This window comes from Pseudoalteromonas marina (assembly GCF_000238335.3).
Lineage (GTDB): Bacteria > Pseudomonadota > Gammaproteobacteria > Enterobacterales > Alteromonadaceae > Pseudoalteromonas > Pseudoalteromonas marina.
This window is the reverse complement of record NZ_AHCB03000005.1, coordinates 1,182,004-1,203,730: the sequence shown is the minus strand read 5'-3', so window position 1 is coordinate 1,203,730 and position 21,727 is coordinate 1,182,004. Positions and strand designations below refer to the sequence as shown.

Here is a 21,727-nt window from a genome sequence, read left to right as displayed (position 1 = left end):
GTTTTATTCCTTATTGCTCTCAACAGTGATTTTTTCGAGTGCGATTGTTAGCGCTAAAATAATGTAAAGCGGCCAAGTAAAAGCTTGTGTTAGGAAAGTACCTGCAACCATAAAGCCTATTAAACCTGCTTTTAATGCATTTGCATTCACTGCAACTTGGTCGTTATGGTTAAGCGCATTGATGCAATACACGCGTGATAAGCTGCGATATATACTGGCAATTAATAATACAAATATACCTATACCTACAAAGCCTGTTTCGCCTAACACCTGAAACCATGTACTGTGTACTGCATGATTCTTGCCATCCCAATGCGGACTGTAAAAATAATAATTTACGTAAAAGTTATCGACTCCCACACCTGTTAGCGGGTTAGAAAGCGCCATATTAATTGCCGCTTGCCATGCATATATTCGACCCATTGCAGACGCATCAACCCCGTCTTCTGCTGCGCCTCCACTTTGCCTATCACCAATGCCTGCAAACACCATCATTGCTAGCATGGCAACAGCTGCACACATTCCTACTACAATTGGGTTTTTTACTTTTTGATACAAAAAGAAACTTAAAATAGCAGCAATACCCAGTAGGCCACCTCGGCTCTGTGTGGCTATTACGCCAGAAATAGCTAACAACAATCCTACGGCTGCAAATAGACGACGATATTTATTCGCACTTTTATCAAATAACTCTGCAGCCAAAAAAGACACCGGAAACATCAACACTAACGATAGATCGTTAGGGTCTCCTAATTGCGAGCGGTACTCACGAGAAATAGTGACACGCGTGCCCTCAACCAAGCCAATACCATTCATTTTGTTACTTAGTGCAACCAACGCCACCGAAATACCCGAAATCATTATGCCCATTCGTACTAAACTAAAATGCGAAAATCGGGTTAACCACCAGCTAATGGCAAATACCATAATGAAAACCTTCACTAGCACACCAGTCCAATACTCTATTGCCATACCTTTATTGGATGCACTAAATACGCAAACAGTGAGCCAAACAAACCAAATTACAAACACCAAGTGTGTTGAACTCCAATGAGGCTTTAACGATTTTGAAATGAATAAATGCCATGCAATAGCCAGTAATGAAGCTAAGGCCAACATTTTAGGAATTTTAAGGGGCATTAATACAACAAAGACTTCATGTAGCCTAAAGTAGCTAAACAGTATAAAAAGAATAATAAATACCGTGCTTATTTTAACGGCTAAAAACCCTGCAAAAGGTAACAATAATAAAGCAAAGGCTGCAATGGGACCAAAGCGCATGTAAAGCATTAATGTTAATGTCATTACAAATAAGCCGTTGATCATCAGACAATATTTTTTATACCAACTAATCATACACTTTACCCCGCATTGTTTGCTGGGTAAGTGCTAAAATTGCGTGTTTGTATTTATAAAACAAAGCAATTAAAAAGCAGATAAAAACAATGCATTGAATAAGCTCAAAATAGGCAGTTTGTGTAATGCTTAAAAAGTATATTAAAGAAAAACACACCCAGCTGGGCAGCAAACGCGTAATACTAAACGTTAAACTTTCTAATTGTTGGCTAATAACAATAAGTAAACTGGTTTTAATTAACTGCGCAATGCAAAGTGCAACCACTACGCCATATACGTTATATCGAGGAACTAAAACGGCTAACAAAGCCAGCACAGCAAATGCGCTAATTGCATTTACCACAGTAACAAATGCACCATTGTAATGGATGTAACACCCTATATTGAGTAAATCACTATGGTGCTTAATAACCACAATAAAAATAAGGCTTGGTAGCAACCAAGTATGCAACTGATAATTTTGTGGTAACACTAAACTAAAAATAGACGGGGTGATGATAAGCATTAACGCGCACAGTAAAATGGCCGAATCTAAACACAGCGTACACAGCTCGACATAACGTTCTCGGTTTTTAGCCAATTCATCAAAACGACGTGAGAACCACCACATTCTAATAGGTTCAAAAGCGAACGAGGTCATAACGGCAAACTGTAAAGCGACATAATATTGAGCCAGTTTTTCTTTGCCCTCACTGGCAACTATAAACCAATTTTCGGCCCCATTATTTGCATACACAAATAAAGACGAGGTAACAATACTGATTAAAAAAAGTCCGTTTTTATAACTTATTTTCCATGAAACACGTTTAAAACTGATACCCAGCGGCTTCAATACCAAAACTAGAGCAATGCATAACACTAAAGCGCTCGACACCACACCCGATGCCATTACCCCAGTAACACCATGGCCTAAGTATAGTAAAACAATGGTTAGAAGTGTTTGCCCCATACCTTGAAGCACAGCCAAAATACAAAATTGTTTTGCCATTTCGTAATATCTAAAATAACAAAATAAAATAGAAAGTAGAGATGAAAGCGCTAAGTTAATAGCTAACAGTTTAATATCTAGTGCATTTAGCGTTACAGGTAATAACGCGCTTAAATAATCAATACAGTAAAAAACCAAGCACACAAATACACTACTAACAATGGCACACACTAGTAATGCATCTCTGAATAATACACGTTTATGTTGTGGGTTGTTCATTTGTTGCTTAAACAATAAATCGGGTAAACCTAAACACAATAACAACGACATAACTGCCGAAATAGACACCAAAAAATTTAGCTCACCAAATTCTGCCTGACTTAAAATACGCGTAGTTATAGGTAATAAAGCAAACCCTAATACTTTAAGAAATAAAGTGGAAATACCAAAGTATGCAATTTGCTTAATCCCATTCATAGCAACACCTATATCCCTTGAACCCAGTGAGATAACTTTTTGGCTTGCGAATTTGCATTAAAGCGTTTTGTCGCTAACCTTTTTGCATTTAGCCCTTTTTCGTAGCGCTGGTAAGGCGTTAGTGCACAAAAGTCATTAAGCATTTGCTCAATACCAGTAATACTTGAGGGCGCACATTTAGCGCCAACATCGTCATTTACAATTTCTTTTGCACCCATTAGCTCAGTAGTTAAAACAGGTATACCGCTGGCCATGGCTTCTTTAAGTACAACCGGCCCCGTGTCGCGATCGCCATTTTTAGACACGCAAAACGGCGCAATTAAAGCCGAATAATTGCTGGTGTTTATTGCTAACCACTGTGGACTTTTTGAACCTAAAAAGTTGACCTCATTCGTAATGCCTAGCTGTTCGCAAAAATATTTTAGGTCATTTAGTAAAGGGCCATCGCCTACTATATCTAGTGTGATTGAATGTTTTTTGCTAATTTTTTTGATTGCCGGAAGTAAAAATTGCAACCCCTTTTTTTCAATTAACCGACCAACAAAAATAAGGTTAACCGATTCTGTTAATCGATTTGGTTTATTATTAAACAAGCTCAAATCAATACCACAATGCAGTAGCTGTATTTTTCCTGCGCTGTATTTACTGAGTTTTACAGCCATGTCTTTACATACCGCAACTGAAAAGTCGCACAACGATAATTTAAGCTTTAAATCATCATCATTCACATAAACATCGTGACCGTGGCCAATAGATGACACACTCACGCCGGCTATTTTGCTAGCGATAATGGAGTAAGCCAGTGGTGCATGCATAAAATGACAATGGATATGAGAGATTTTTTTTGCACGAATGATTTCAGCAATATTTAACCCGTAGCCCATTAAAGACATGACCGAAATAGACTTAAAGCGACTTGCAATAACACCGCCTTTTACTGCCATTAGTGGGCTTTTGAGTAGTGTGTTAACTGCCGATGGTGTTGATTTTTTAATAACAATCACCTGCACATTTTTATTTAAATGAACACAGTAATTTAAATTTTCAAACGTCAGTACGGTCACTCTATGCCCTGCATTCACCAGCGCGTTAATTTCAGTTACAACAAACGTTTCTGAAGGTATGTGAAAGCTAGGTACAACGATACCAATATGTTTCATAGTTAAAACTCCTAATAAACTTATTGGTTACATCGCAAAATCTGTGCCCGGCATAAAACGCTAAAAACCCCCTATAAAAAGTCAATTTGCGAAGGCTTATCGCAATTTGCAAATCATAAAACAAAAAACAGCCCGCAAATGCCTATTAATGGTTGGCGCTTATCTTGCGTAGTTAACGTTAATGAAAAACACAAAAGGTGAGTACTATGAGTATTCAGGTAAGCGTTATTATTCCTAACTTTAACTGTAAGCAGTATTTGGCAAAGGCTATTTCAAGCGTTGTTAGGCAGCATAATATTGAGTGTGAAATACTTATTATTGATGATGGGTCAACTGATGGAAGCGTTGAATGGTTAAATAAGTTACAACAATCACTTCCTAATATGCGTGTTATAAAGCAGCAAAACTGCGGGGTTGTTAGTGTCAGAAATAAAGCCATTGAACTTGCCAAAGGCGACTATATTGCTTTTTTAGATGCTGACGATTACTGGACTGAAGATAAATTATTTAACCAGGTTACCTACATGCAAAATAATCGTGATTGTGTGCTGAGCTTTACCAATTACATGCATGTTAATGAGCAGTACGAACCCATTATTGATTGTTTTTCCTATTGGCCTGAGTTTACAAAATTTATTAATTGGAACACTGAGGGTTACCAAAACCTTAAATCACCAATGGATTTACTGCTGTTTGCAAACGTTATAGGTACCTCGTCTGTTGTGGTGAAAAAATCAGCCATTTGTTATGTAGGTAAGTTTGATCAATCACTCAATAGCGCAAGCGATTGGGATTGTTGGCTTAAATTAGCACGTATTGGTAATGTGGCTTTTTCGAATCAGGTATCAATGGGCTATTTAATGAGAGCAGGCTCTATTACTGCCAACAGACAAAACCGTTTAACTGCGATGCAAATAATAATAGATCGCTGTAAAAACGATATTGGCGTGGTTTCTAGGTTTAAAGCCAAAGCCAGAATGCTCGAATGTTATAGCGAATACTACCGAGAAATAGGTTATAAGTTTAAAGCTTTTTGCTTAGCCACTGCTGCATTCTTATTGTTTCCCCATAGGCGAAATCTTCAACACTTAGTACATGACATAAAACAGTCTATTAAATAAATTTAAAATACATGTAAAACACTAAGGTTAAAAAGGCGCTTATTATATTGAGCGCCTTTTATTTTAGACTTATTTTATAGCTTAACATTTTGTGATCACTGCCTTTAAAGTCCGTGACCACTAGGCTTTGTAATAAAACTTGTTCGCTAATTACACAGTGATCAATAGGTAAGCCAGTCAAAATAGAGTGTCCTTTTTTAAAAGGCATAAAGCTTGAGTATCGATGTTGCCCAAAGCAAGTTTGATCTTGCTGCCACTCAAAATATGAAGACCAAGGTACTACATTTAAATCCCCTGCAACGAGCCATGCGCCCTTTTCATTTTGTGTTGAAAGCTTTAAAGCCGCTAATAGCGTATTTCTATTTTGCCAATGACGTTTAGAGCGCGGTGAAGGTGGGTGCGCAATAAACGTGGTCAACAGCTTATTACCCACCATAAACTTTAGTTTTAAATACCCTAACTTATCGCCATCTAATTTAACTTGTTGCTTATAAACCATAGGTATTCGCGATAAAACAACCATACCATAGGGTATTCCTTCAACCTCCTCATAGCCAAACATGTCGGTAGTGGTTATAAATTGAGTTAACAGGTGGCGATTTTTGTCACTAAACTCTTGTAAAATAAGCACATCCCAACTTTCATCAAGCAAACTCAGTAAATGTGTTGAAAGGTATTTATTACTATAATTAACATTAATTTGCTTGATTGATAAAGCCTCTGAATTAACAGGCGATGTTACAGGAAAAGACACCAAAATAGGGCCTAGCCCCAGCGCGCAAAGTAGGAACACCACTGCAGATAATTTGTACAGTTTTAACAACATAAGTGCGCCCCCGCACATCAACGCCGCAATTAACATCTGTATTCGTAAAGATGAAAATACATCGGCATAAAAGCTAGTTAAGGGATTAAACGCGAGTAAGATAAATACGACTGCTGCACATATAAAAATAATCCGCAAAACTAAATAGTGCGGATTATTACTTTCTGGGATATTTGACATTACTTTTTAAACCTAACCATTTTAATAACTATTATCTGATAACAAACTGTTGTTGTGCTTGAGCAGGTTCGTACTGCCAAGTGAATAAAAGCGGTTCGGTCGACTCATCGTAAAACCAAATTTCAGCAATCAGTTCAATATCTTGATTGCTTAACACTAATTGCGTATCGAGAGCGGTATTACTAAGAGGCCCTCTGTAAATACAGTTGTTATAATCTGCTCGTTGAGATGCCACCTTTTTTTGGCACACATTTAAGTAGGCTCTTACATCGCCCATCCCTAGGTCAACATCAACATCAAGTGAATACTTAGTAGATAAATTAAATTCGTTATCAACTGTGATTGCGTTAATCCCTGTTGGATTATTTGCTGGAGTAGAGGTAGAAGATACCGTCGCGACTGCTGGTGCTTTTGTCTCTTCTGAACCACCGCCGCCACATGCTGTTAACCCTATTGATAGTGATAAAATTAATAGTGCTTTTTTCATTACTGTTCCCCTCTTACAACAACATTACTAATACTGTAATCGTAAAACCACGTTGGCTTTTGTTTACCCGATGATTGAGCAAAGTCAGCAAAACTACCGTAAGCGTCGGTTATATCTACCCCTTCAAGGGGATGCAGCCATTGCATACCGACCTCCATTGCCCACGGTAAACCGTTTTCGTTAAGAAAATACAAACCATTACTTTGTACGCTGGCATCATCTGCGTTTGTAACGCTGTAGAGTGATGTATCAAATGCTTCAGTTGGTGCCTGGTTTTTAATGTGTACTTCCCATCCTCGGGCGTTTTTACCGACTAAAAAATCACCGTGGTAAAAGCCATTAGTTGCAAAAATAAACGGGTCAAGTAGCGTACCGGGAGATGCACTTTTCGCTTTTGGTTCTTTTAAAGGAATACTCATGCTAAAGGTAACTTTAACGTTTTCATCGCAATTATCTTCTGTTCTAAAGTAACTACAGCCCGACTCTTTTGAAACGTGGGCCCAAGTATCTTGCATGAAAATGAGGATAGCTTCGTTTCTACCTGCCTCCAAAGGACTCACTGTTTGCGGTTGCCCGTCAATAATAAAGCTAATTGCATCTTCATCTACTTCATCTCGTAAAATAGTGTGAGTGGTATTATTGACGGTTTCTTTTAATCTCACAGCAAAGCCATTATGGTATGTGGCTCCAATACCAATTAGTTGACCATCAATTTTATAGCCAACCACATTACTCCCTTCCATAAGCTGTGTGGTTCTGTAATTGAGTACTAGATCATTAAAATCGTAATCACCTGCAAACGGCCATCTATCCTCAAATGCAAGGGTTACCCAATCATTTTCGCCAGGGTAAACAGCGCTTGCATAAGTGGTAATTTCGTAATCTTCTACTTCGCCGCCCAGCACACCGCCTGTTGCCGTGATCAGCGACGCCTCTGTGCCATCGGTGACTCTGAATCGAGCCCATGTTTGGCCCGCTTTAGTGTTACTTGGCACCGTGATTAAGATGCTGTTATCGCCTTCATTTATGGCACGTTTAGTTACTGTTCTTTCGTCTTCAGTAAAACGGCCATTTTGGTCCCAATCAAACCACGCATATAAAAAGCCAGAAGTAGACGCGTTAACAATAATTTGCGAGTCTTGCCCTGCCGAAATCGCCGTTACAAAACTTACGCCATCGTCTGAATCGTCAATAGGAGACAATAGTAAATCGGCATTGGTATTAATGTTTTCACCACCCACCGAGCTTCCCAAATAAATTAAATCTGAGCCGGTACTATTAGGGTCAAATAAATGCCTTGCGCCACTTTGCTCAAGGCTTGTGTTGTAAGGCGCTGGCGCGTCACCAAAATCAATTGAGCTATCAGTTACTTTTACTTCGGCAATGGCACAGCGCGCACCGTCGTTTTGACTTGATTTAGGCCCCGATGTAAACACATTTGCCACCGGGGTGTAGCCAACGACTGGGCTAACACTTAAATCAACTTTATGGATTTTACCGCTTTTATTGTTACTAAAATAAAACTGGCCCTTCACATCAAAATAAGCCGCGCCAAATGCGCCAGTATCATCGCCTACATCAACTTGAGTAATTAACGTATGGGTATTTGCTGCAATATCTATTTCGTATAAATTGCCATTTGGCTCAACCGCATATAAAAGGTTACTAGTTGGGTGAAAGGCAAAGTCATAAATAGATAATTTCCAAGTGTTTGTATTGGTTAACAAACTTGCCGTAATAGATGCATCTAAGTCACCATCTAAATTAATACCATATAGGCCAAAGTTAGGATGATAAACATAATAGGTAGCTCGTTGGTCATTGCCCTCACCTACAACTTGTATATCACCGACGTAAAAATTAGTGGCAGGTAAACCTTGTACGTTTAGCCGCTTCATTTCGTAGTTGCTGCCAAGCTGCACTACGCTACCAGGCGTTTGCTTACTGTAACCGTACATGTATTGATCTTTATAATTAAAACCAACTGCATTAACGCTGTTAGTATTTAATTCGTTAGCGAACGTTAGCTGCGATGCTAAAACGGTAGGTTTAGCTGAAACTAAATCTATTCCGTATAGTTGCGCGTTAGCATCTTGCATTAAAAATGCCTGGCTGGGGCACGACTCGAATGGTTGACTGAGCACAGCGCATGGAAATATAACTAAGCATGCTGTTGCAAGTTTATTTAGTTTCATAATTTAGCCCTTAAAAAGTTAAGTAATTAAACTGTTGCAGGGTCTATTCCAAAACTTAACTCTATGAATTCATTATAAATAAAATAAATTCAGTATAATCCTAATGCAGTTTGCAACTGACAAGTTTGCATTTTGCAAAATGTAAGAGAATACACTCGCACGTTTACTTACAATTTAAGTATTATTTTTTACCAATAACTATGCTTTACTATTATTGGTTTACGCTAATCAGCTGAGCTTTTTGATTAAGGGGGAAAATGAGCATTGTTACAGATATATTTTTATGGCTTTTAATTGAAACAGCCTTCGGTTTCTTGTTTTATGCAACAGGTTGTATGCTGTTAAAAGTTACAACGTTTGGAAGCTATAAAATGGAATTTAAAGATTATGCTAGTTTTAAACAAAGGAAATCCAAAAAAGTAGTGCCGGTTATTGCGCTAGGCGTTGGCTTCTATATAACTATGTTTACCCTGCTCGCTTTCATTAATAGTTAACTACATAGCTAAAAAACACGTTAGCGCTTATCACTGGTTAAATGGATGTTGCACGCAACATACCCATATGAGTATCTCCCACAATTTAACAAAACAATGGGGATAACTCTCACTCATTTTCAAAACATTAAATATATTTTTTACTGCACTAATTAGTACTAACCTTGCACCTAAAGTGTTCGTTTTTAAATCTCTAAATCCTAAAAGCACATTAATGTCACTATTAATCAATCACTTAAACTTATGGCTAGGTTATTGCTTTATTGAACACTAAGCACGTTAATTAACGGCATACATATTGGTTGAAAAAGCAACCAGAGGCAAAGAGGCCCGTACACAATTGTATTTAATTACAATCGTGACGGGCTTTTTTGTGTGTAAAATTTAAACCGTCACTGAAGGAATGCCTAATGCAAACCGCGCAAAAAATACTAATAATTGGCAATGGTATGGTCGGACATCATTTTGTAGAAAAAATGCGCCAAAGCGATGCTAACGCAAACATCACTGTTTTGTGTGGTGAAGCAAATTTAGCTTACGACCGTGTTTATTTATCAAGCGTATTTGATGGTAAAACAGCAAACGATTTAGCGCTAACAACTTTAGAAAATTATCAACAACTCAATATTAATGTATTCACTAACCAATGGGTTGAAGGCATAGATAGAGTAAACAAAGTTGTTAATACCCAAACAGGCGATCAATACCCGTACGATAAGCTTGTACTTGCTACGGGCTCGTTCCCGTTTGTGCCGCCAATTAAGGGAAACGATCAACCACATTGTTTGGTTTATCGCACCCTAGAGGATTTAGAGCAAATAAAAGCCAGTGCCGCAGCCAGTAAAAGTGGTGTAGTTATTGGTGGTGGTTTATTGGGACTTGAAGCCGCGAACGCCATTAAACAATTAGGACTTGATACACATGTTGTTGAATTTGCGCCGCAGCTTATGGCTGTCCAGCTAGACGAGCAAGGCGGCACGCTATTAAAAAATAAAATAGAAAAACTGGGTGTGACTGTTCATACATCAAAAGCGACCAGCGAAATAGTTAAAGGTGAAACTAGCCGCTTTAGATTAAACTTTTCAGACGACACTTATTTAGAAACCGACTTAATTTTATTCTCTGCCGGTATTCGTCCTTATGATCAGCTAGGTAAAGTGGCTGATCTAGAGCTTGGGGAGCGTGGCGGTATAGTTATCAATAACCAGTGCCAAACATCAGACCCTGATATTTTGGCTATTGGCGAATGTGCCCTATGGGACAAAAAGTTATTTGGCTTAGTGGCGCCGGGTTACAACATGGCTCGCGTTGCAGCAAGCCAGCTAAGTGGCGGCGAGCTTGAGTTTTTAGGTGCAGATATGAGCACTAAATTAAAACTACTAGGTGTAGAAGTAGGATCTATTGGTGATGCGCATGCAAAAACGCCCAACTGCAAAGAGCTCATTTATCAAGATCCAATTAGAGATTGCTACAAAAAAATTATATTAAATGAAACTGGCGATAAGCTTTTAGGCGCTGTCCTTGTTGGCGATACCAGTGATTACGATACGCTACTTCAATACATGTTAAACGACATGGACTTACCAGAGCACCCTGAATGTTTAATTTTACCAGATAGCGCCGGCGCCCCTTCTCTTGCGGGCAGCGCCCTACCCGATACAGCCACTATTTGTTCGTGTCATAACGTGAGTAAAGGCGACATTGTGGGAGCTATTGATGGTGGCTCATGCGATTTAGCCTCAGTTAAATCATGCACCAAAGCTGCCAGCGGTTGCGGTGGTTGTGCAGCGTTACTTAAATCGGTAGTAGACGACGAACTGGCAAGTCGAGGCGTTGAAGTAAATAATCACCTCTGTGAGCACTTCGCGTATTCGCGTCAAGAATTACTCCATGTGGTTAAAGTAGAAAGCATCAAAACTTTTGATGATTTAATAGCTAAACATGGCAGCGGCCATGGCTGTGAAATATGTAAACCCGCAGTGGCCTCTATTTTAGCCTCAACATGGAACGACTTTATCCTAGAGCCAACACATGTAGGTCTTCAAGATACAAACGACACCTTTCTTGCCAATATGCAAAAAGACGGCTCTTACTCTGTTGTACCGCGTATTGCTGGTGGTGAAATTACACCCGACAAACTCATTGTCATAGGTCAAGTAGCTAAAGACTTTAATCTTTATTGTAAAGTGACTGGCGGACAACGCATCGATTTATTTGGTGCTCGTTTAGAAGAGCTGCCTGTTATTTGGGAAAGACTGATTGAAGCTGGCTTTGAGACAGGTCACGCTTATGGTAAGTCTCTGAGAACGGTTAAGTCGTGCGTAGGAAGTACATGGTGTCGTTATGGCGTACAAGACAGTGTAGGTCATGCCATCGATATCGAAAACCGTTATAAAGGATTGCGCTCTCCTCATAAAATTAAAATGGCAGTGTCAGGTTGTACCCGCGAATGTGCTGAAGCACAAAGTAAAGACATTGGTATCATAGCAACTGAAAATGGCTGGAACTTATACGTGTGTGGTAACGGTGGCATGCGCCCTCGCCATGCAGACTTATTTGCTACCGACTTAGATACAACCACGCTTATAAAATACATTGACCGTGTATTGATGTTTTACATAAAAACCGCCGACAAGTTACAGCGTACTTCAGTATGGATGGAGAACTTAGAGGGCGGCCTTGATTACCTCAAAAGTGTAGTGATTGACGACAGTTTAGGTATTTGCCGAGAGCTTGAAGAACAAATGGATTTGGTAGCGAATACATACGCATGTGAGTGGAAAAAAACAGTAGACAATCCAGAAGCAACAAAACGCTTTCGCCAATTTGTTAATAGCCCACAAACCGATGACAACATTTTGTTTGTGCAAGAACGTAATCAAATTCGCCCAGCCACAGACGCTGAAAAACGCGAACAACAGATAACTCAAAACCGTATTGCGGTAACAGAAATACAAGAGGAGCAAGCTGATGTCTTGGCATAATATTGGAACAACCGATTGCCTTGTTGCTAACAGCGGCGTATGCGCACTAGTTAAAAACCAACAAGTGGCTATTTTTTACCTACCACAAAATAAATGCCCTTTATTCGCAGTCGGTAACTATGATCCTATCGGCAAAGCGAATGTGTTATCGCGCGGAATTATTGGCTCTTTCAGTAATAAATTTGTTGTGGCTTCACCTTTATATAAACAGCATTTCTGTTTAGAAACAGGCCAATGTCTTGAAGATGAGTCAATTCAAGTCCCCGTGTTTGATATTAAAATTGAAGACGGCAACGTATTTATAAACGCTGAGCCTAAAGCAATAGCAGCTGTAGCTTAGAGGAATAATTATGAGTGTGCTCTCTTATTTTTCAGGTGTTGAAAACATCTGGTTAAACAAAGTAATTAACAAGCTAACCAATGGGGTTAAGTTTACCGACAAAAAGGCTAAAAATGGCCATGTTTATATTATTGGTGCGGGCCCAGGCGATGCCGAGCTAATTACAGTTAAAGCTCAGCGATTAATTCAATCTGCCGATATTATTTTGTATGACTGGCTAGTAAGTGAAGATTTACTAAACACATTACCTAAAAAAGCACAGCGAGTATTCGTAGGCAAACGCGCTGGTAAACACTCTATGTCGCAAGCGAATATTTGTGATCTTTTAGTTAAGTATGCTCAACAAGGGTTAAATGTAGTGCGCTTAAAAGGCGGCGACCCGAGCATTTTTGCTCGTATAAATGAAGAAGCTGACGCGCTAACACAAAATAATATTAGTTTTGCAATTGTTCCTGGTGTGACAACCGCTTGCGCTGCATCGGCATATACAGGTATTCCCTTAACTGCTCGTGATGTAGCTCGCAGTGTAACTTTTTTAACCGCTCAATTTGCCGATCCTAAAAAGTTACCTAATTGGCAAAATTACACATTTATGCAAGGTAAAAACAACCCAACACTTGTTGTTTACATGGGGCTGAGTAGGCTTAACGAATTATGTAAAGGCTTAAAATCAGTAGGTTGGCCCGACAACACTTCTATTGCCTTAATAGAAAATGCAACAACAACTAACCAAAAAATAATAACAGGGTCTATTAACGATATATCGAATAATGAATCAGTAGCTACGTTAATGGGGCCAACGCTCATTATCATTGGTGAAGTAGTTAATCATACAATGAATATTGACCCAGCGCTTTTAGTGCAACATGTTAACGCTTAACGCACTATCCGTGCTTATTCTTCCCCAGGAATAAGCGCGTTTTTTAATACCGGTACACCGTGTGGCAAAACTCTTTTTTAATGCACCAAAAAGGGGCTTTTCGTGTTGCTAAAATAAATCTGTTTTTACTTTATTAGTTTAAAGTAATACACAAGCAGCTGTTTTAAATTGATTTTAATTTGAATAATAAAATCTTTACATATATGGAATAGAGGTTGCACTTCATAAACAAAAAAGTGCGGAAATAACTCCATGCAAACAGCAAACCCTCTCACAAAACAATTTTTACTTGCGGCTAAATATCAAGAAATAGACGCGCTAAAACAATTACAAAATAGCTGTGCGTCGTTAACAAAATTAGGCGACTTTGTTCATCAATTGCAAAAAGAACGTGCTATGAGCAATATATTTTTAGCATCTAAAAGCCTACAATTTAATTGCGAGCTTAAAGAGCAAATAACGGTAACGCAAACGACCCAACGTTATTTTTATGACTCTTTAAAAACAACTTTTATTACCGACACCTCCTTGAATGGTCATTCGAGGCTGTATAATTTAATTTCTCATAGCTTGCAATCACTCGACGCATTACCCTCGCTTCGTTATCAAATAGCGAATCAAAATATTACACCCGTTCATGCTACCCAGTCATTTACAAACCTAATTGCCGGCTTGTTAAATATAATTTTAGAAGCAGCCGATGGTGCAAACGATCCGCAAGTTATTCGCCTTTTAGTGGCTTATTTTAACTTTATGCAAGGCAAAGAGTATGCAGGACAAGAGCGAGCCTGTGGCGCTCAAGCCTTTGCCGAAAGTAAGTTTTCATGCGAACAAAAACAGCAACTTGCTCATTTTATGCAAGAACAAGAAAACCGTTTTTCCTTCTTTAGTGAATACGCCGACAATCATTTATTAAAATGTTACTCATCACTTATAGAGCACCCGGTTAATAAACAAGTTGATCAACTAAGAAGCCTGCTACAAAAACTAGACGACCAAAATGCACAACCTTTATCTCAATTAAGTGAAGTGTGGTATGAGGTAACGACTACTCGCATCGATATAATGCATAAAATTGAGCAAAATATTAGCGACCATTTAATTGATAGCGCAGCGATGCGGATTGCTGGCGCTCAACGAAAGCTTAACTCAAACAAGCAAATATTAAGCTCACTAGAACAAGAGTATATTCCTGTATCAGATGGACAACTCGCTCTTAAAATAGGTGAGCCTTCAAATTCGGCGGTAAGTAAGCTGAGTAGTAATAAAACAATGTACGATTTAATACTTGAGCAAGCACAACATATAAAACAAATAAACCAAGCTTTATTAGATGCCAAACAGCTAATAAGCGAACAAAAAGTCATTCATCAAGCTAAATATATTTTAATAGAACAGTTAAAAATAAGTGAAGAGCACGCTCATAAACAGCTTCAAAAACAGGCAATGGAATCGCATAGTTCACTGTATGCAGTGGCTAAAAAAATAATTGAATTGAGTGAGTGTGAGTAAAAATAACAGGCTAATGAGCCAAACACGCATAGTCACCTTTTAATTTTAAAATAAATTATTGGTGACGTTCTAATGAAAGCTTCTTTTTAATTTTAGTTTGCCACTCAAGTGCAAGCTCGGGGAGTTCAAGTGCTGCTAATAATACGCTTTCATAATCTGGGTAGTGTTTATCAAAAAACGCCTGAAACAACGTTTTAACCGAAATGTTGTGTTTGGCTTTATGTTCAATAGTCACGGCATCGCCTGTTTTAGCAACACCTTGCTCAAGCACTCTAAAATAAACACCCGTGTGGTAATACTGGGTAAACAGTTTTAGGCTTTGTTTATTATTAAGTGCAATAGCCAATTTAAAGCACGGCACACGGGGCTGGCTTACCTCAAGCAGTGCATTACCTACACGAATACGATCGCCTATATGAATATTTTTCTCATCAAGCTCTGAAATTGTGAAGTTTTCGCCAAAGGCACCAACAGCTAAATCATCATTTTTAAGGGTGCGCTTCCAATAATCGTAATGATTGTGCGAAAACGCATATACCGCTTTATCAATACCGCCGTGATTAACTAAATCGGCTTGTTCATCACCTATTATGTTTAGTTTTTCAATAACAACCGGCTCATTGGTTGGCGTTTTAAAAATACCGGTTTTGACCTCTTTGCCGTTATGCACAACCGTTTTTATTTTAGAGATATTGGTAGAGATTATATGCATTTACTTAATTGCATCCTGTTCGATACTTTGCCATTTATTTAGTGCTTGCTTGTCGCTCTGTTTAAACTCAACCCAGTTTGAGGAGTCTTTAAAATGCTCTTTTTTCCAAAACGTGGCGTGGTTTTTTAAGTAATCCATTATGAATTGTGCGCCTTCAAACGCGGCTTGGCGGTGGCGGCTGGTTACGCCAACAAATACAATTTGCTCACCAAGGGCTAAATAACCGACTCGATGAATAATACTTATGCGAGCAAGTTGCCAGCGTGTTTGTGCTTGCTCGGCTATCGATTGCAGTAGTTGCTCAGTCATACCTGGGTAGTGTTCAAGCTCAAGGGCAATTACGTTATCGCCGCTGCTAAATTCTCGCACCAGCCCTGTAAACGTCACTACGGCACCATCACTTTTGTTATTGCTACAAAGTGCGTCATGTTGCTCGCCTACTGAAAAATCCTGCGTTTGTACGTTAATGCTTATACTCATTAGCCACCTGTAACGGGTGGGAAAAAAGCAAGTTCATCCCCTGCTTTTACAAGCTCATCGCTTGATGACATAGTTTGATTAAGCGCACACAATACATCACGTTCTTCAAGCCATGCCTGCCAATGTGGGTTTTGCTCAACCAACATGTGTTTAAACGCTTTAATGCTAAGGGTATGCGCTATATCAACGGTTAACTTGTCGCACTTTAGCCGCTCTTTTAGTTGGCCAAAAAAAAGTACGATAACATGCCCTGCAGCTGCATTCGTATCATTTAAATTAGTCTCGCTGCCAGCTGCCATGCTTGCCCCCTGCTTTTTGCGTTACACGCATACCGTGTATTTCCATAAGCGGATCGGCGGCTTTACACATATCAAATAGTGTAAGGGTCGCCACAGATACAGCGGTGAGTGCTTCCATTTCAACGCCCGTTTTACCTGCTAATTTACAGTAACTGGTGGCTTTAATTTGGCTATGTGCTTCATCAAGCTCAAAATCAACGGCTACTTTACTCAGTGCAAGCGGATGACAAAGCGGAATTAAATCAGCGCACTTTTTAGCGCCCTGAATACCCGCGATTCGGGCTACGCCTAGCACGTCACCTTTTTTATTTTGATTAAGCAACACTTGCTCAAAAGCCTGTTTGCTCATTTTAATGTAGGCCTCGGCAGATGCATCGCGTAGAGTGACCTCTTTTAGCGATACATCAACCATGTTTGCTTGGCCGTTTTCATCTACGTGGCTCAGCATATTATTGCTCTCGCGATTCGCACTTCTTACCAATAGTAATATGCGGGGCAAAGTTACATGGCTTGTGCATTGAGTCTAATTGATCTTTTATAATACCTGTCCAGGCTGTTTTACATGCACCCGTAGAGCCTGGCATACAAAAAATAACGGTGTTATTGGCAAGGCCTGCCAACGCACGCGATTGAATAGTTGAGTTACCAATTTCACCGTACGAAATATGTCTAAATAGCTCTCCAAATCCATCTACGCTTTTATCAAACAGCGGTGCAAATGCCTCTGGTGTTGAGTCGCGCTCGGTAAAGCCCGTACCACCGGTTACTAAAATAGCGTGAATGGTGTCATCGGCAATCCACTGCGATGCAACTGCTCGCATTTGGTAAACATCATCTTTAACTATGTCTTTATCCGCTAAGTGATGGCCTGCTTCAGTAAGGGCTTTAATTAAATAATGGCCTGAAGTATCCGTAATTTCATCGCGTGTATCGCTTACTGTCATTACGGCAATGTTTAATGCAATTTGTGACTCAGTTGTGTGGCTCATAGGGTTCTTCTCAATAAATTAGGTTTGTGTTGGTCAAATTGCTCGTTAACAGCTTTAAATTGCGCCGGTGTATTGGTATTAACAAGTGCGTGCGCTTTATTACATTTTAGCGTTTGCACACCAATACTACGGGTAAACTGTTTAATTGATTTATGACTATTTGCGTTTATGAGTAATTGTTTTAAATGACGTTTAACGCTTTGGGTGTTACGAATATACAGGGGTAACGGTTCATTTTCAAAGTGCCACGCATGTATTTGTGGCTGATTTGTTTGAAAGTGGGAATTATCGCTTCCTGCAGATGCAATTTGCGATAATAACGTGCAAGTAAGCAATGGCATATCAACAGCGGTTATAAGTATATCTTGCTCTGTCACCATTAAAGTTGAATAAATCCCTCCAAGTGGGCCAGAGCCTGGGTATATGTCAGGTATATATTGCGCAGTAGCACTTTGTACATTACGGCTTATAAGTACATCACTTGCTCCTGCTGCTGTTAATAACTCACGTGCATTTTGCAGTAATGTTTTATTTTTTAAAATTAGGTTGGCTTTATCGCTGCCCATTCTGGATGATTGCCCACCAGCGAGTACAACGCCCATGAATACAGCCTTATCACTCATTTTAGCCGCCTAACATTGCTAAATGGGTTGTGGCGCCCGTTAAGCGCTTATCAAGCTCATGGCTAATGGTTTTATTGCCCATTGCTGCTTGAATTGCATTTACAGTGGCTGGCATATCTTGCGCATTTAAATGCGGGCGTAAATCTATCCCTTGCTCGGCAAACAAGCACAAATGCAATTTGCCTAATGACGATACTCTTAATCGGTTACAGCTTTTACAAAAGTCTTTACTGTAGGGCATAATTAAGCCAATGCGCCCCTCAAAATCAGGATGACAAAACTCTTCTGCAGGGCCGTTTAATTTACCTCTTACTACCTGTAACCAACCTTGTGCTAAAAGCTGCGTTTTAACACTTTGCCCGCTTAAATGGTTTTGTTCAAAAAAGGTGGCACCATTACCTGTTTCCATTAATTCAATAAAGCGTACCGTTACTTTTTTATGTTTTACCCAGTCTAAAAAATCATTTAATTGGTTTTTATTAAATTGCTTAGCCAGCACTGCATTTATTTTTATATCTTTTATGCCCAGCTCAATTGCCCGGTCTATCCCTTTTAAAATATGGGTTAGCTTGTCGTGTCCTGTAATTAATTTAAACATGCTCGGGTTTAAGCTATCTATACTAATGTTTAGCGCATCTAGGCCAGCGCTGTAAAACTCATCAATTTTATTAAATAAGTTAAAACCATTGGTTGTTATGGCGACTTTTTCTATGCCTGGGGTGTTTTTACACTGCTTTATAATATCGGTTACGTCACTGCGTAAACACGGCTCACCGCCCGTAATGCGCACTTTTTTTGTGCCAAGTGAAGCAAATGCATTTACTAAGGTGTTTATTTCATTTTTATTTAAAAAGTTACGCGGGGTATCGCACTGATACCCGTTTGGTAAACAATAGGTGCAACTAAAGTTACACACATCGGTAATTGAGAGGCGCAAATAGTTAAACTGCCGACCAAATTGATCATTAAGCATATGCTTCCTTGTTAATTTACATTTCAACTGCAACATCAATACTGTTAGCGTTTTGCGTAGTATGCTGCTTTATTAATTGGCTTAACTGGGTTTTACACGAACCACAGTTAGTGCCGCACTTTAGTTTAGACCCCAATTTTTCTACTGTATTTTCACCACATTTAATGGCGTTTATAATGGGTTGCTCGCGAACTTTAAAGCAACTACATACTTGCGCGCCTTGGGTAAATTCTTCATCGGGCATGGCATACAACAATGACTGTAATTGGCTAAAGGTTATTAAAGGCTCTGCAAATAAATGATTTATCCACTCAAGTGATATGTCTTTTTGAGCTAACGAAACAACCACAACAAACACTAACTGCTCGTTTTGAATACATTGAATATGCATGGCTTTTGCACTGCCCATTGCCGACCACTGCCCTTGTAACCCTGTCAGTGTTTGGCAATAATAAAGCAAATCATTTTGCGGCTCATTGAGCGCTAACTGGTAGTTAACACAATTACTTGCGTTAACTTTAAGCCAAAAATCACTGGTTATTTTAAGCTCTGCTTTGCTAAAAATTTGCATGTACTGAGCAAATTGCGCTTTAACTAAATCAACAGCACCATGCTTACATTCAGGCTGGCCCGAAATAGGGTCAACAACCGATTGATAGAGCCCACTTACCGTAGCGGATGAGGCAAATTGCTTGTTCCAATGAATAGGCATAAAACATTCGCCTTTACGCACAGCATCCGTCACTTTTGCATGAGCCGTAACCTGCCCAGTTTTAGCATTGGCAGTTATTAAATCGTTTGCTTTTATGTTTAATTTGCTGGCATCTATGGGGTTTATTTCAATATATGGGCGCGTTATATGAGTAGAAAGGGCTGTACTTTTTCCGGTGCGACTCATTGTATGCCACTGATCGCGTATTCGCCCTGAGTTCATTACAAACGGGTAATCGCTTGACGTTTGTTGCACAGGAAGTCTGGGCGTTATAGGTATAAAGCGGGCTTTTTTATCTGCGGTGCTAAATTGATTATTAACAAAAACCTGCCCGTTTTTGTATGGCTCATTTTTTAGTGCCGGCCACATAACTGGTTTTAAGTTATCGTACTGCTGCTGCGAAAGCCCTACCAAGGCTGATAAATTTAATAGCCTATCACCGTTATTTTCAAAATCAGTCAGTTGTGCCCATTCTTCAAAAATGCCACTTGGGTCTGTAAAATCAAATCCTTCAAAGCCCATTTTTTTGGCAACTAAGCACATTATTTGCCAATCGTTTTTAGCTCCTGAGAAAGGCTCAACTAGCGGGCGTTGCCTTGATATTCTGCGCTCTGAGTTAGTTACTGTGCCGTTTTTTTCGCCCCATCCTGTTGAGGGAAACGCCACATTAGCAAATTTTAGCGTATCACTTTTGGCAATACAGTCAGACACAACCACCAGCTCACATTGCTCAAGTGCATATTGTATGGCTGCGTTATTAGGTAGGCTTACCATTGGATTGGTTGCCATTACCCAAATAGCTTTTATTTTTCCTTTGGCGATTTCATCAAACATATCAATCGCATTACACCCTGCTTTTTTAGCTATTGTTGGTGATTGCCAAAAACGCTGCACTAACTGTTGATGCGCGTCGTTTTCAATGTCTAAATGTGCTGCTAATTGATTTGCCAAGCCACCTACTTCACGCCCACCCATTGCATTAGGTTGCCCAGTTATTGAAAACGGACCACATCCAGGTTTTAACAATTTACCAGACGCTAAATGCGCATTTATAATGGCATTACACTTATCAACCCCTGAGCTTGATTGGTTAATACCCATTGAATAAAAACTAATAGTGGTTGGGCTTTGTGCAAATAAGGCGTAAAAGTCACTGACTAGCTGCGCATCAATATCACAAAAGTCACTGACCGCTTTTACACTCCACTTTTTCGCCTCTACAAGCGCTGTTTCAAAGCCGTTTGTATGCGCGTTTATAAATTGTGTATCTAAATAGTTATGTTCACTTAAATAAGTAAGTAAGCCGTTATAAAGTGCTGCGTCGCTGCCTGGTTTTATATTTAAAAAGGTATCGGCAAGTTCGGCTGTATCGGTTTTTCGCGGGTCGATAACCACTACTTTCATGTTTGGATTAAGCTTTTTTGCGCGCTCCATACGCTGGTAAAGCACCGGATGAGTCCAAGCTGCATTTGAGCCAATTAAAATAAGTAGCTCAGTTTGCTCTAAATCGTCGTAGGTACATGGTACTACGTCCTCACCAAACGCACGTTTATAACCGGCAACCGCCGATGACATACACAGCCTTGAGTTTGTATCTATATTGCCTGAGCCTATGTAGCCTTTCATTAATTTATTGGCAACGTAGTAATCTTCAGTAAGTAACTGCCCCGATACATAAAACGCAACAGATTCCGGCCCATGCTCTTTAATAATGGCGTTAAATTTATTGGCAACGTAATCAGTTGCCGTATCCCAGCTGGCGGGTTCGTTATCAATAAGGGGTGATGTTAAGCGGTTATCACTGCCGGTGGTGTCAAGCAGGTGGGTGCCTTTAACACACAAACGGCCAAAATTAGCGGGGTGCTCGCGCGTGCCTTCAAGCTTTGTTGGGGTATTATTTAATAATGAAATATCAACCCCACAGCCTACACCACAATAAGCGCAGGTAGTTTGTTTAAGCAAAGGCGTGTTTGAACAAGTGTTTAATGTTTCCATACTG

At 39.5% G+C, this 21,727-nt stretch carries 20 protein-coding genes; 6 read left to right on the top strand and 14 right to left on the bottom strand.

The genetic code is table 11. The annotated features are described in order from the left end of the window. Positions 1-3: 3 nt before the first annotated feature. The 3 genes from PMAN_RS05625 to PMAN_RS05615 are packed head-to-tail and all read right to left on the bottom strand — an operon-like array spanning position 4 to position 3,921. Positions 4-1,356 carry an O-antigen ligase family protein gene (locus tag PMAN_RS05625; RefSeq protein WP_010556340.1) on the bottom strand — a complete coding sequence of 451 codons (1,353 nt, stop codon included), beginning with the start codon at positions 1,354-1,356 and terminating at the stop codon, positions 4-6. Then, positions 1,349-2,761: a lipopolysaccharide biosynthesis protein gene (locus PMAN_RS05620; protein ID WP_010556339.1), complete on the bottom strand. Its 1,413-nt coding sequence runs from the start codon at positions 2,759-2,761 to the stop codon at positions 1,349-1,351. Before PMAN_RS05620 ends, PMAN_RS05625 begins: the two co-directional genes overlap by 8 nt. Positions 2,762-2,769: 8 nt before the next feature. Next, positions 2,770-3,921, bottom strand: coding sequence for a glycosyltransferase (locus PMAN_RS05615; RefSeq protein ID WP_010556338.1), 1,152 nt, complete (start codon positions 3,919-3,921; stop codon positions 2,770-2,772). A gap of 206 nt (positions 3,922-4,127) precedes the next feature. Here PMAN_RS05615 and PMAN_RS05610 point away from each other — a divergent pair, with 206 nt between their 5' ends. Continuing rightward, positions 4,128-5,042, top strand: coding sequence for a glycosyltransferase family 2 protein (locus tag PMAN_RS05610; RefSeq protein ID WP_010556337.1), 915 nt, complete (start codon positions 4,128-4,130; stop codon positions 5,040-5,042). 58 nt (positions 5,043-5,100) lie between these two features. On the opposite strand, the gene PMAN_RS05605 is transcribed toward PMAN_RS05610, so the two are convergent. From PMAN_RS05605 to PMAN_RS05595, 3 genes are read right to left on the bottom strand one after another with little or no spacing between them, the layout of a single operon-like run. Continuing rightward, entirely contained in the window at positions 5,101-6,048 is a 948-nt protein-coding gene (locus PMAN_RS05605) for an endonuclease/exonuclease/phosphatase family protein (RefSeq protein ID WP_010556336.1), read from the bottom strand. 31 nt (positions 6,049-6,079) lie between these two features. Further along, entirely contained in the window at positions 6,080-6,535 is a 456-nt protein-coding gene (locus tag PMAN_RS05600; RefSeq protein WP_010556335.1) for a hypothetical protein, read from the bottom strand. Then, on the bottom strand, positions 6,535-8,730 hold the full coding sequence (locus PMAN_RS05595) for an LruC domain-containing protein (protein ID WP_010556334.1): 2,196 nt from the start codon (positions 8,728-8,730) through the stop codon (positions 6,535-6,537). The genes PMAN_RS05600 and PMAN_RS05595 overlap by 1 nt, the downstream gene beginning before the upstream one ends. A 257-nt stretch (positions 8,731-8,987) precedes the next feature. Between PMAN_RS05595 and PMAN_RS05590 the strand changes: the two genes are divergently transcribed. The 5 genes from PMAN_RS05590 (at position 8,988) to PMAN_RS05570 (ending at position 14,940) form a co-directional block, all read left to right on the top strand. Then, positions 8,988-9,224, top strand: coding sequence for a hypothetical protein (locus PMAN_RS05590; protein WP_010556333.1), 237 nt, complete (start codon positions 8,988-8,990; stop codon positions 9,222-9,224). Between the two features lie 410 nt (positions 9,225-9,634). Then, entirely contained in the window at positions 9,635-12,208 is a 2,574-nt protein-coding gene (gene nirB, locus PMAN_RS05585) for a nitrite reductase large subunit NirB (protein ID WP_010556332.1), read from the top strand. After that, positions 12,195-12,548 (top strand): nitrite reductase small subunit NirD, encoded by a 354-nt coding sequence (gene nirD, locus PMAN_RS05580; RefSeq protein ID WP_010556331.1) that lies wholly within the window; start codon positions 12,195-12,197, stop codon positions 12,546-12,548. The genes nirB and nirD overlap by 14 nt, the downstream gene beginning before the upstream one ends. Positions 12,549-12,558: 10 nt before the next feature. Beyond that, positions 12,559-13,428: a uroporphyrinogen-III C-methyltransferase gene (gene cobA, locus PMAN_RS05575; RefSeq protein WP_010556330.1), complete on the top strand. Its 870-nt coding sequence runs from the start codon at positions 12,559-12,561 to the stop codon at positions 13,426-13,428. A 252-nt stretch (positions 13,429-13,680) separates the two neighbouring features. Continuing rightward, positions 13,681-14,940: a nitrate- and nitrite sensing domain-containing protein gene (locus PMAN_RS05570; protein WP_008131277.1), complete on the top strand. Its 1,260-nt coding sequence runs from the start codon at positions 13,681-13,683 to the stop codon at positions 14,938-14,940. A 55-nt stretch (positions 14,941-14,995) separates the two neighbouring features. On the opposite strand, the gene PMAN_RS05565 is transcribed toward PMAN_RS05570, so the two are convergent. From PMAN_RS05565 to PMAN_RS05530, 8 genes are read right to left on the bottom strand one after another with little or no spacing between them, the layout of a single operon-like run. Further along, a complete protein-coding gene (locus tag PMAN_RS05565; protein WP_010556329.1) occupies positions 14,996-15,652 on the bottom strand; it encodes an MOSC domain-containing protein in 657 nt (218 codons plus the stop codon). Beyond that, entirely contained in the window at positions 15,653-16,132 is a 480-nt protein-coding gene (moaE, locus tag PMAN_RS05560; RefSeq protein WP_010556328.1) for a molybdopterin synthase catalytic subunit MoaE, read from the bottom strand. It abuts the gene before it with no gap. Further along, positions 16,132-16,431 carry a MoaD/ThiS family protein gene (locus PMAN_RS05555; protein WP_010556327.1) on the bottom strand — a complete coding sequence of 100 codons (300 nt, stop codon included), beginning with the start codon at positions 16,429-16,431 and terminating at the stop codon, positions 16,132-16,134. The genes moaE and PMAN_RS05555 overlap by 1 nt, the downstream gene beginning before the upstream one ends. Further along, positions 16,409-16,879 carry a cyclic pyranopterin monophosphate synthase MoaC gene (gene moaC, locus PMAN_RS05550; protein WP_010556326.1) on the bottom strand — a complete coding sequence of 157 codons (471 nt, stop codon included), beginning with the start codon at positions 16,877-16,879 and terminating at the stop codon, positions 16,409-16,411. The genes PMAN_RS05555 and moaC overlap by 23 nt, the downstream gene beginning before the upstream one ends. A 1-nt stretch (position 16,880) precedes the next feature. Further along, the gene (gene moaB, locus PMAN_RS05545) at positions 16,881-17,420 is read right to left on the bottom strand and encodes a molybdenum cofactor biosynthesis protein B (protein WP_004587753.1); all 540 of its coding nucleotides are present in this window, start codon (positions 17,418-17,420) and stop codon (positions 16,881-16,883) included. Then, on the bottom strand, positions 17,417-18,043 hold the full coding sequence (locus PMAN_RS05540) for a molybdenum cofactor guanylyltransferase (protein WP_010556325.1): 627 nt from the start codon (positions 18,041-18,043) through the stop codon (positions 17,417-17,419). Before PMAN_RS05540 ends, moaB begins: the two co-directional genes overlap by 4 nt. A gap of 1 nt (position 18,044) precedes the next feature. After that, positions 18,045-19,016 (bottom strand): GTP 3',8-cyclase MoaA, encoded by a 972-nt coding sequence (gene moaA / locus PMAN_RS05535; protein ID WP_010556324.1) that lies wholly within the window; start codon positions 19,014-19,016, stop codon positions 18,045-18,047. Positions 19,017-19,032: 16 nt separating this feature from the next. Further along, entirely contained in the window at positions 19,033-21,723 is a 2,691-nt protein-coding gene (locus PMAN_RS05530) for a nitrate reductase (RefSeq protein WP_010556323.1), read from the bottom strand. Positions 21,724-21,727 lie beyond the last annotated feature (4 nt).

Excerpts from the sequence above, each read along its gene's own strand:
- PMAN_RS05625 (WP_010556340.1), bottom strand. The coding sequence starts at position 1,356 with ATGATTAGTTGGTATAAAAAATATTGTCTGATGATCAACGGCTTATTT.
- PMAN_RS05620 (WP_010556339.1), bottom strand. The coding sequence starts at position 2,761 with ATGAATGGGATTAAGCAAATTGCATACTTTGGTATTTCCACTTTATTT.
- PMAN_RS05615 (WP_010556338.1), bottom strand. The coding sequence starts at position 3,921 with ATGAAACATATTGGTATCGTTGTACCTAGCTTTCACATACCTTCAGAA.
- PMAN_RS05610 (WP_010556337.1), top strand. The coding sequence starts at position 4,128 with ATGAGTATTCAGGTAAGCGTTATTATTCCTAACTTTAACTGTAAGCAG.
- PMAN_RS05605 (WP_010556336.1), bottom strand. The coding sequence starts at position 6,048 with ATGTCAAATATCCCAGAAAGTAATAATCCGCACTATTTAGTTTTGCGG.
- PMAN_RS05600 (WP_010556335.1), bottom strand. The coding sequence starts at position 6,535 with ATGAAAAAAGCACTATTAATTTTATCACTATCAATAGGGTTAACAGCA.
- PMAN_RS05595 (WP_010556334.1), bottom strand. The coding sequence starts at position 8,730 with ATGAAACTAAATAAACTTGCAACAGCATGCTTAGTTATATTTCCATGC.
- PMAN_RS05590 (WP_010556333.1), top strand. The coding sequence starts at position 8,988 with ATGAGCATTGTTACAGATATATTTTTATGGCTTTTAATTGAAACAGCC.
- nirB (WP_010556332.1), top strand. The coding sequence starts at position 9,635 with ATGCAAACCGCGCAAAAAATACTAATAATTGGCAATGGTATGGTCGGA.
- nirD (WP_010556331.1), top strand. The coding sequence starts at position 12,195 with ATGTCTTGGCATAATATTGGAACAACCGATTGCCTTGTTGCTAACAGC.
- cobA (WP_010556330.1), top strand. The coding sequence starts at position 12,559 with ATGAGTGTGCTCTCTTATTTTTCAGGTGTTGAAAACATCTGGTTAAAC.
- PMAN_RS05570 (WP_008131277.1), top strand. The coding sequence starts at position 13,681 with ATGCAAACAGCAAACCCTCTCACAAAACAATTTTTACTTGCGGCTAAA.
- PMAN_RS05565 (WP_010556329.1), bottom strand. The coding sequence starts at position 15,652 with ATGCATATAATCTCTACCAATATCTCTAAAATAAAAACGGTTGTGCAT.
- moaE (WP_010556328.1), bottom strand. The coding sequence starts at position 16,132 with ATGAGTATAAGCATTAACGTACAAACGCAGGATTTTTCAGTAGGCGAG.
- PMAN_RS05555 (WP_010556327.1), bottom strand. The coding sequence starts at position 16,431 with ATGGCAGCTGGCAGCGAGACTAATTTAAATGATACGAATGCAGCTGCA.
- moaC (WP_010556326.1), bottom strand. The coding sequence starts at position 16,879 with ATGCTGAGCCACGTAGATGAAAACGGCCAAGCAAACATGGTTGATGTA.
- moaB (WP_004587753.1), bottom strand. The coding sequence starts at position 17,420 with ATGAGCCACACAACTGAGTCACAAATTGCATTAAACATTGCCGTAATG.
- PMAN_RS05540 (WP_010556325.1), bottom strand. The coding sequence starts at position 18,043 with ATGAGTGATAAGGCTGTATTCATGGGCGTTGTACTCGCTGGTGGGCAA.
- moaA (WP_010556324.1), bottom strand. The coding sequence starts at position 19,016 with ATGCTTAATGATCAATTTGGTCGGCAGTTTAACTATTTGCGCCTCTCA.
- PMAN_RS05530 (WP_010556323.1), bottom strand. The coding sequence starts at position 21,723 with ATGGAAACATTAAACACTTGTTCAAACACGCCTTTGCTTAAACAAACT.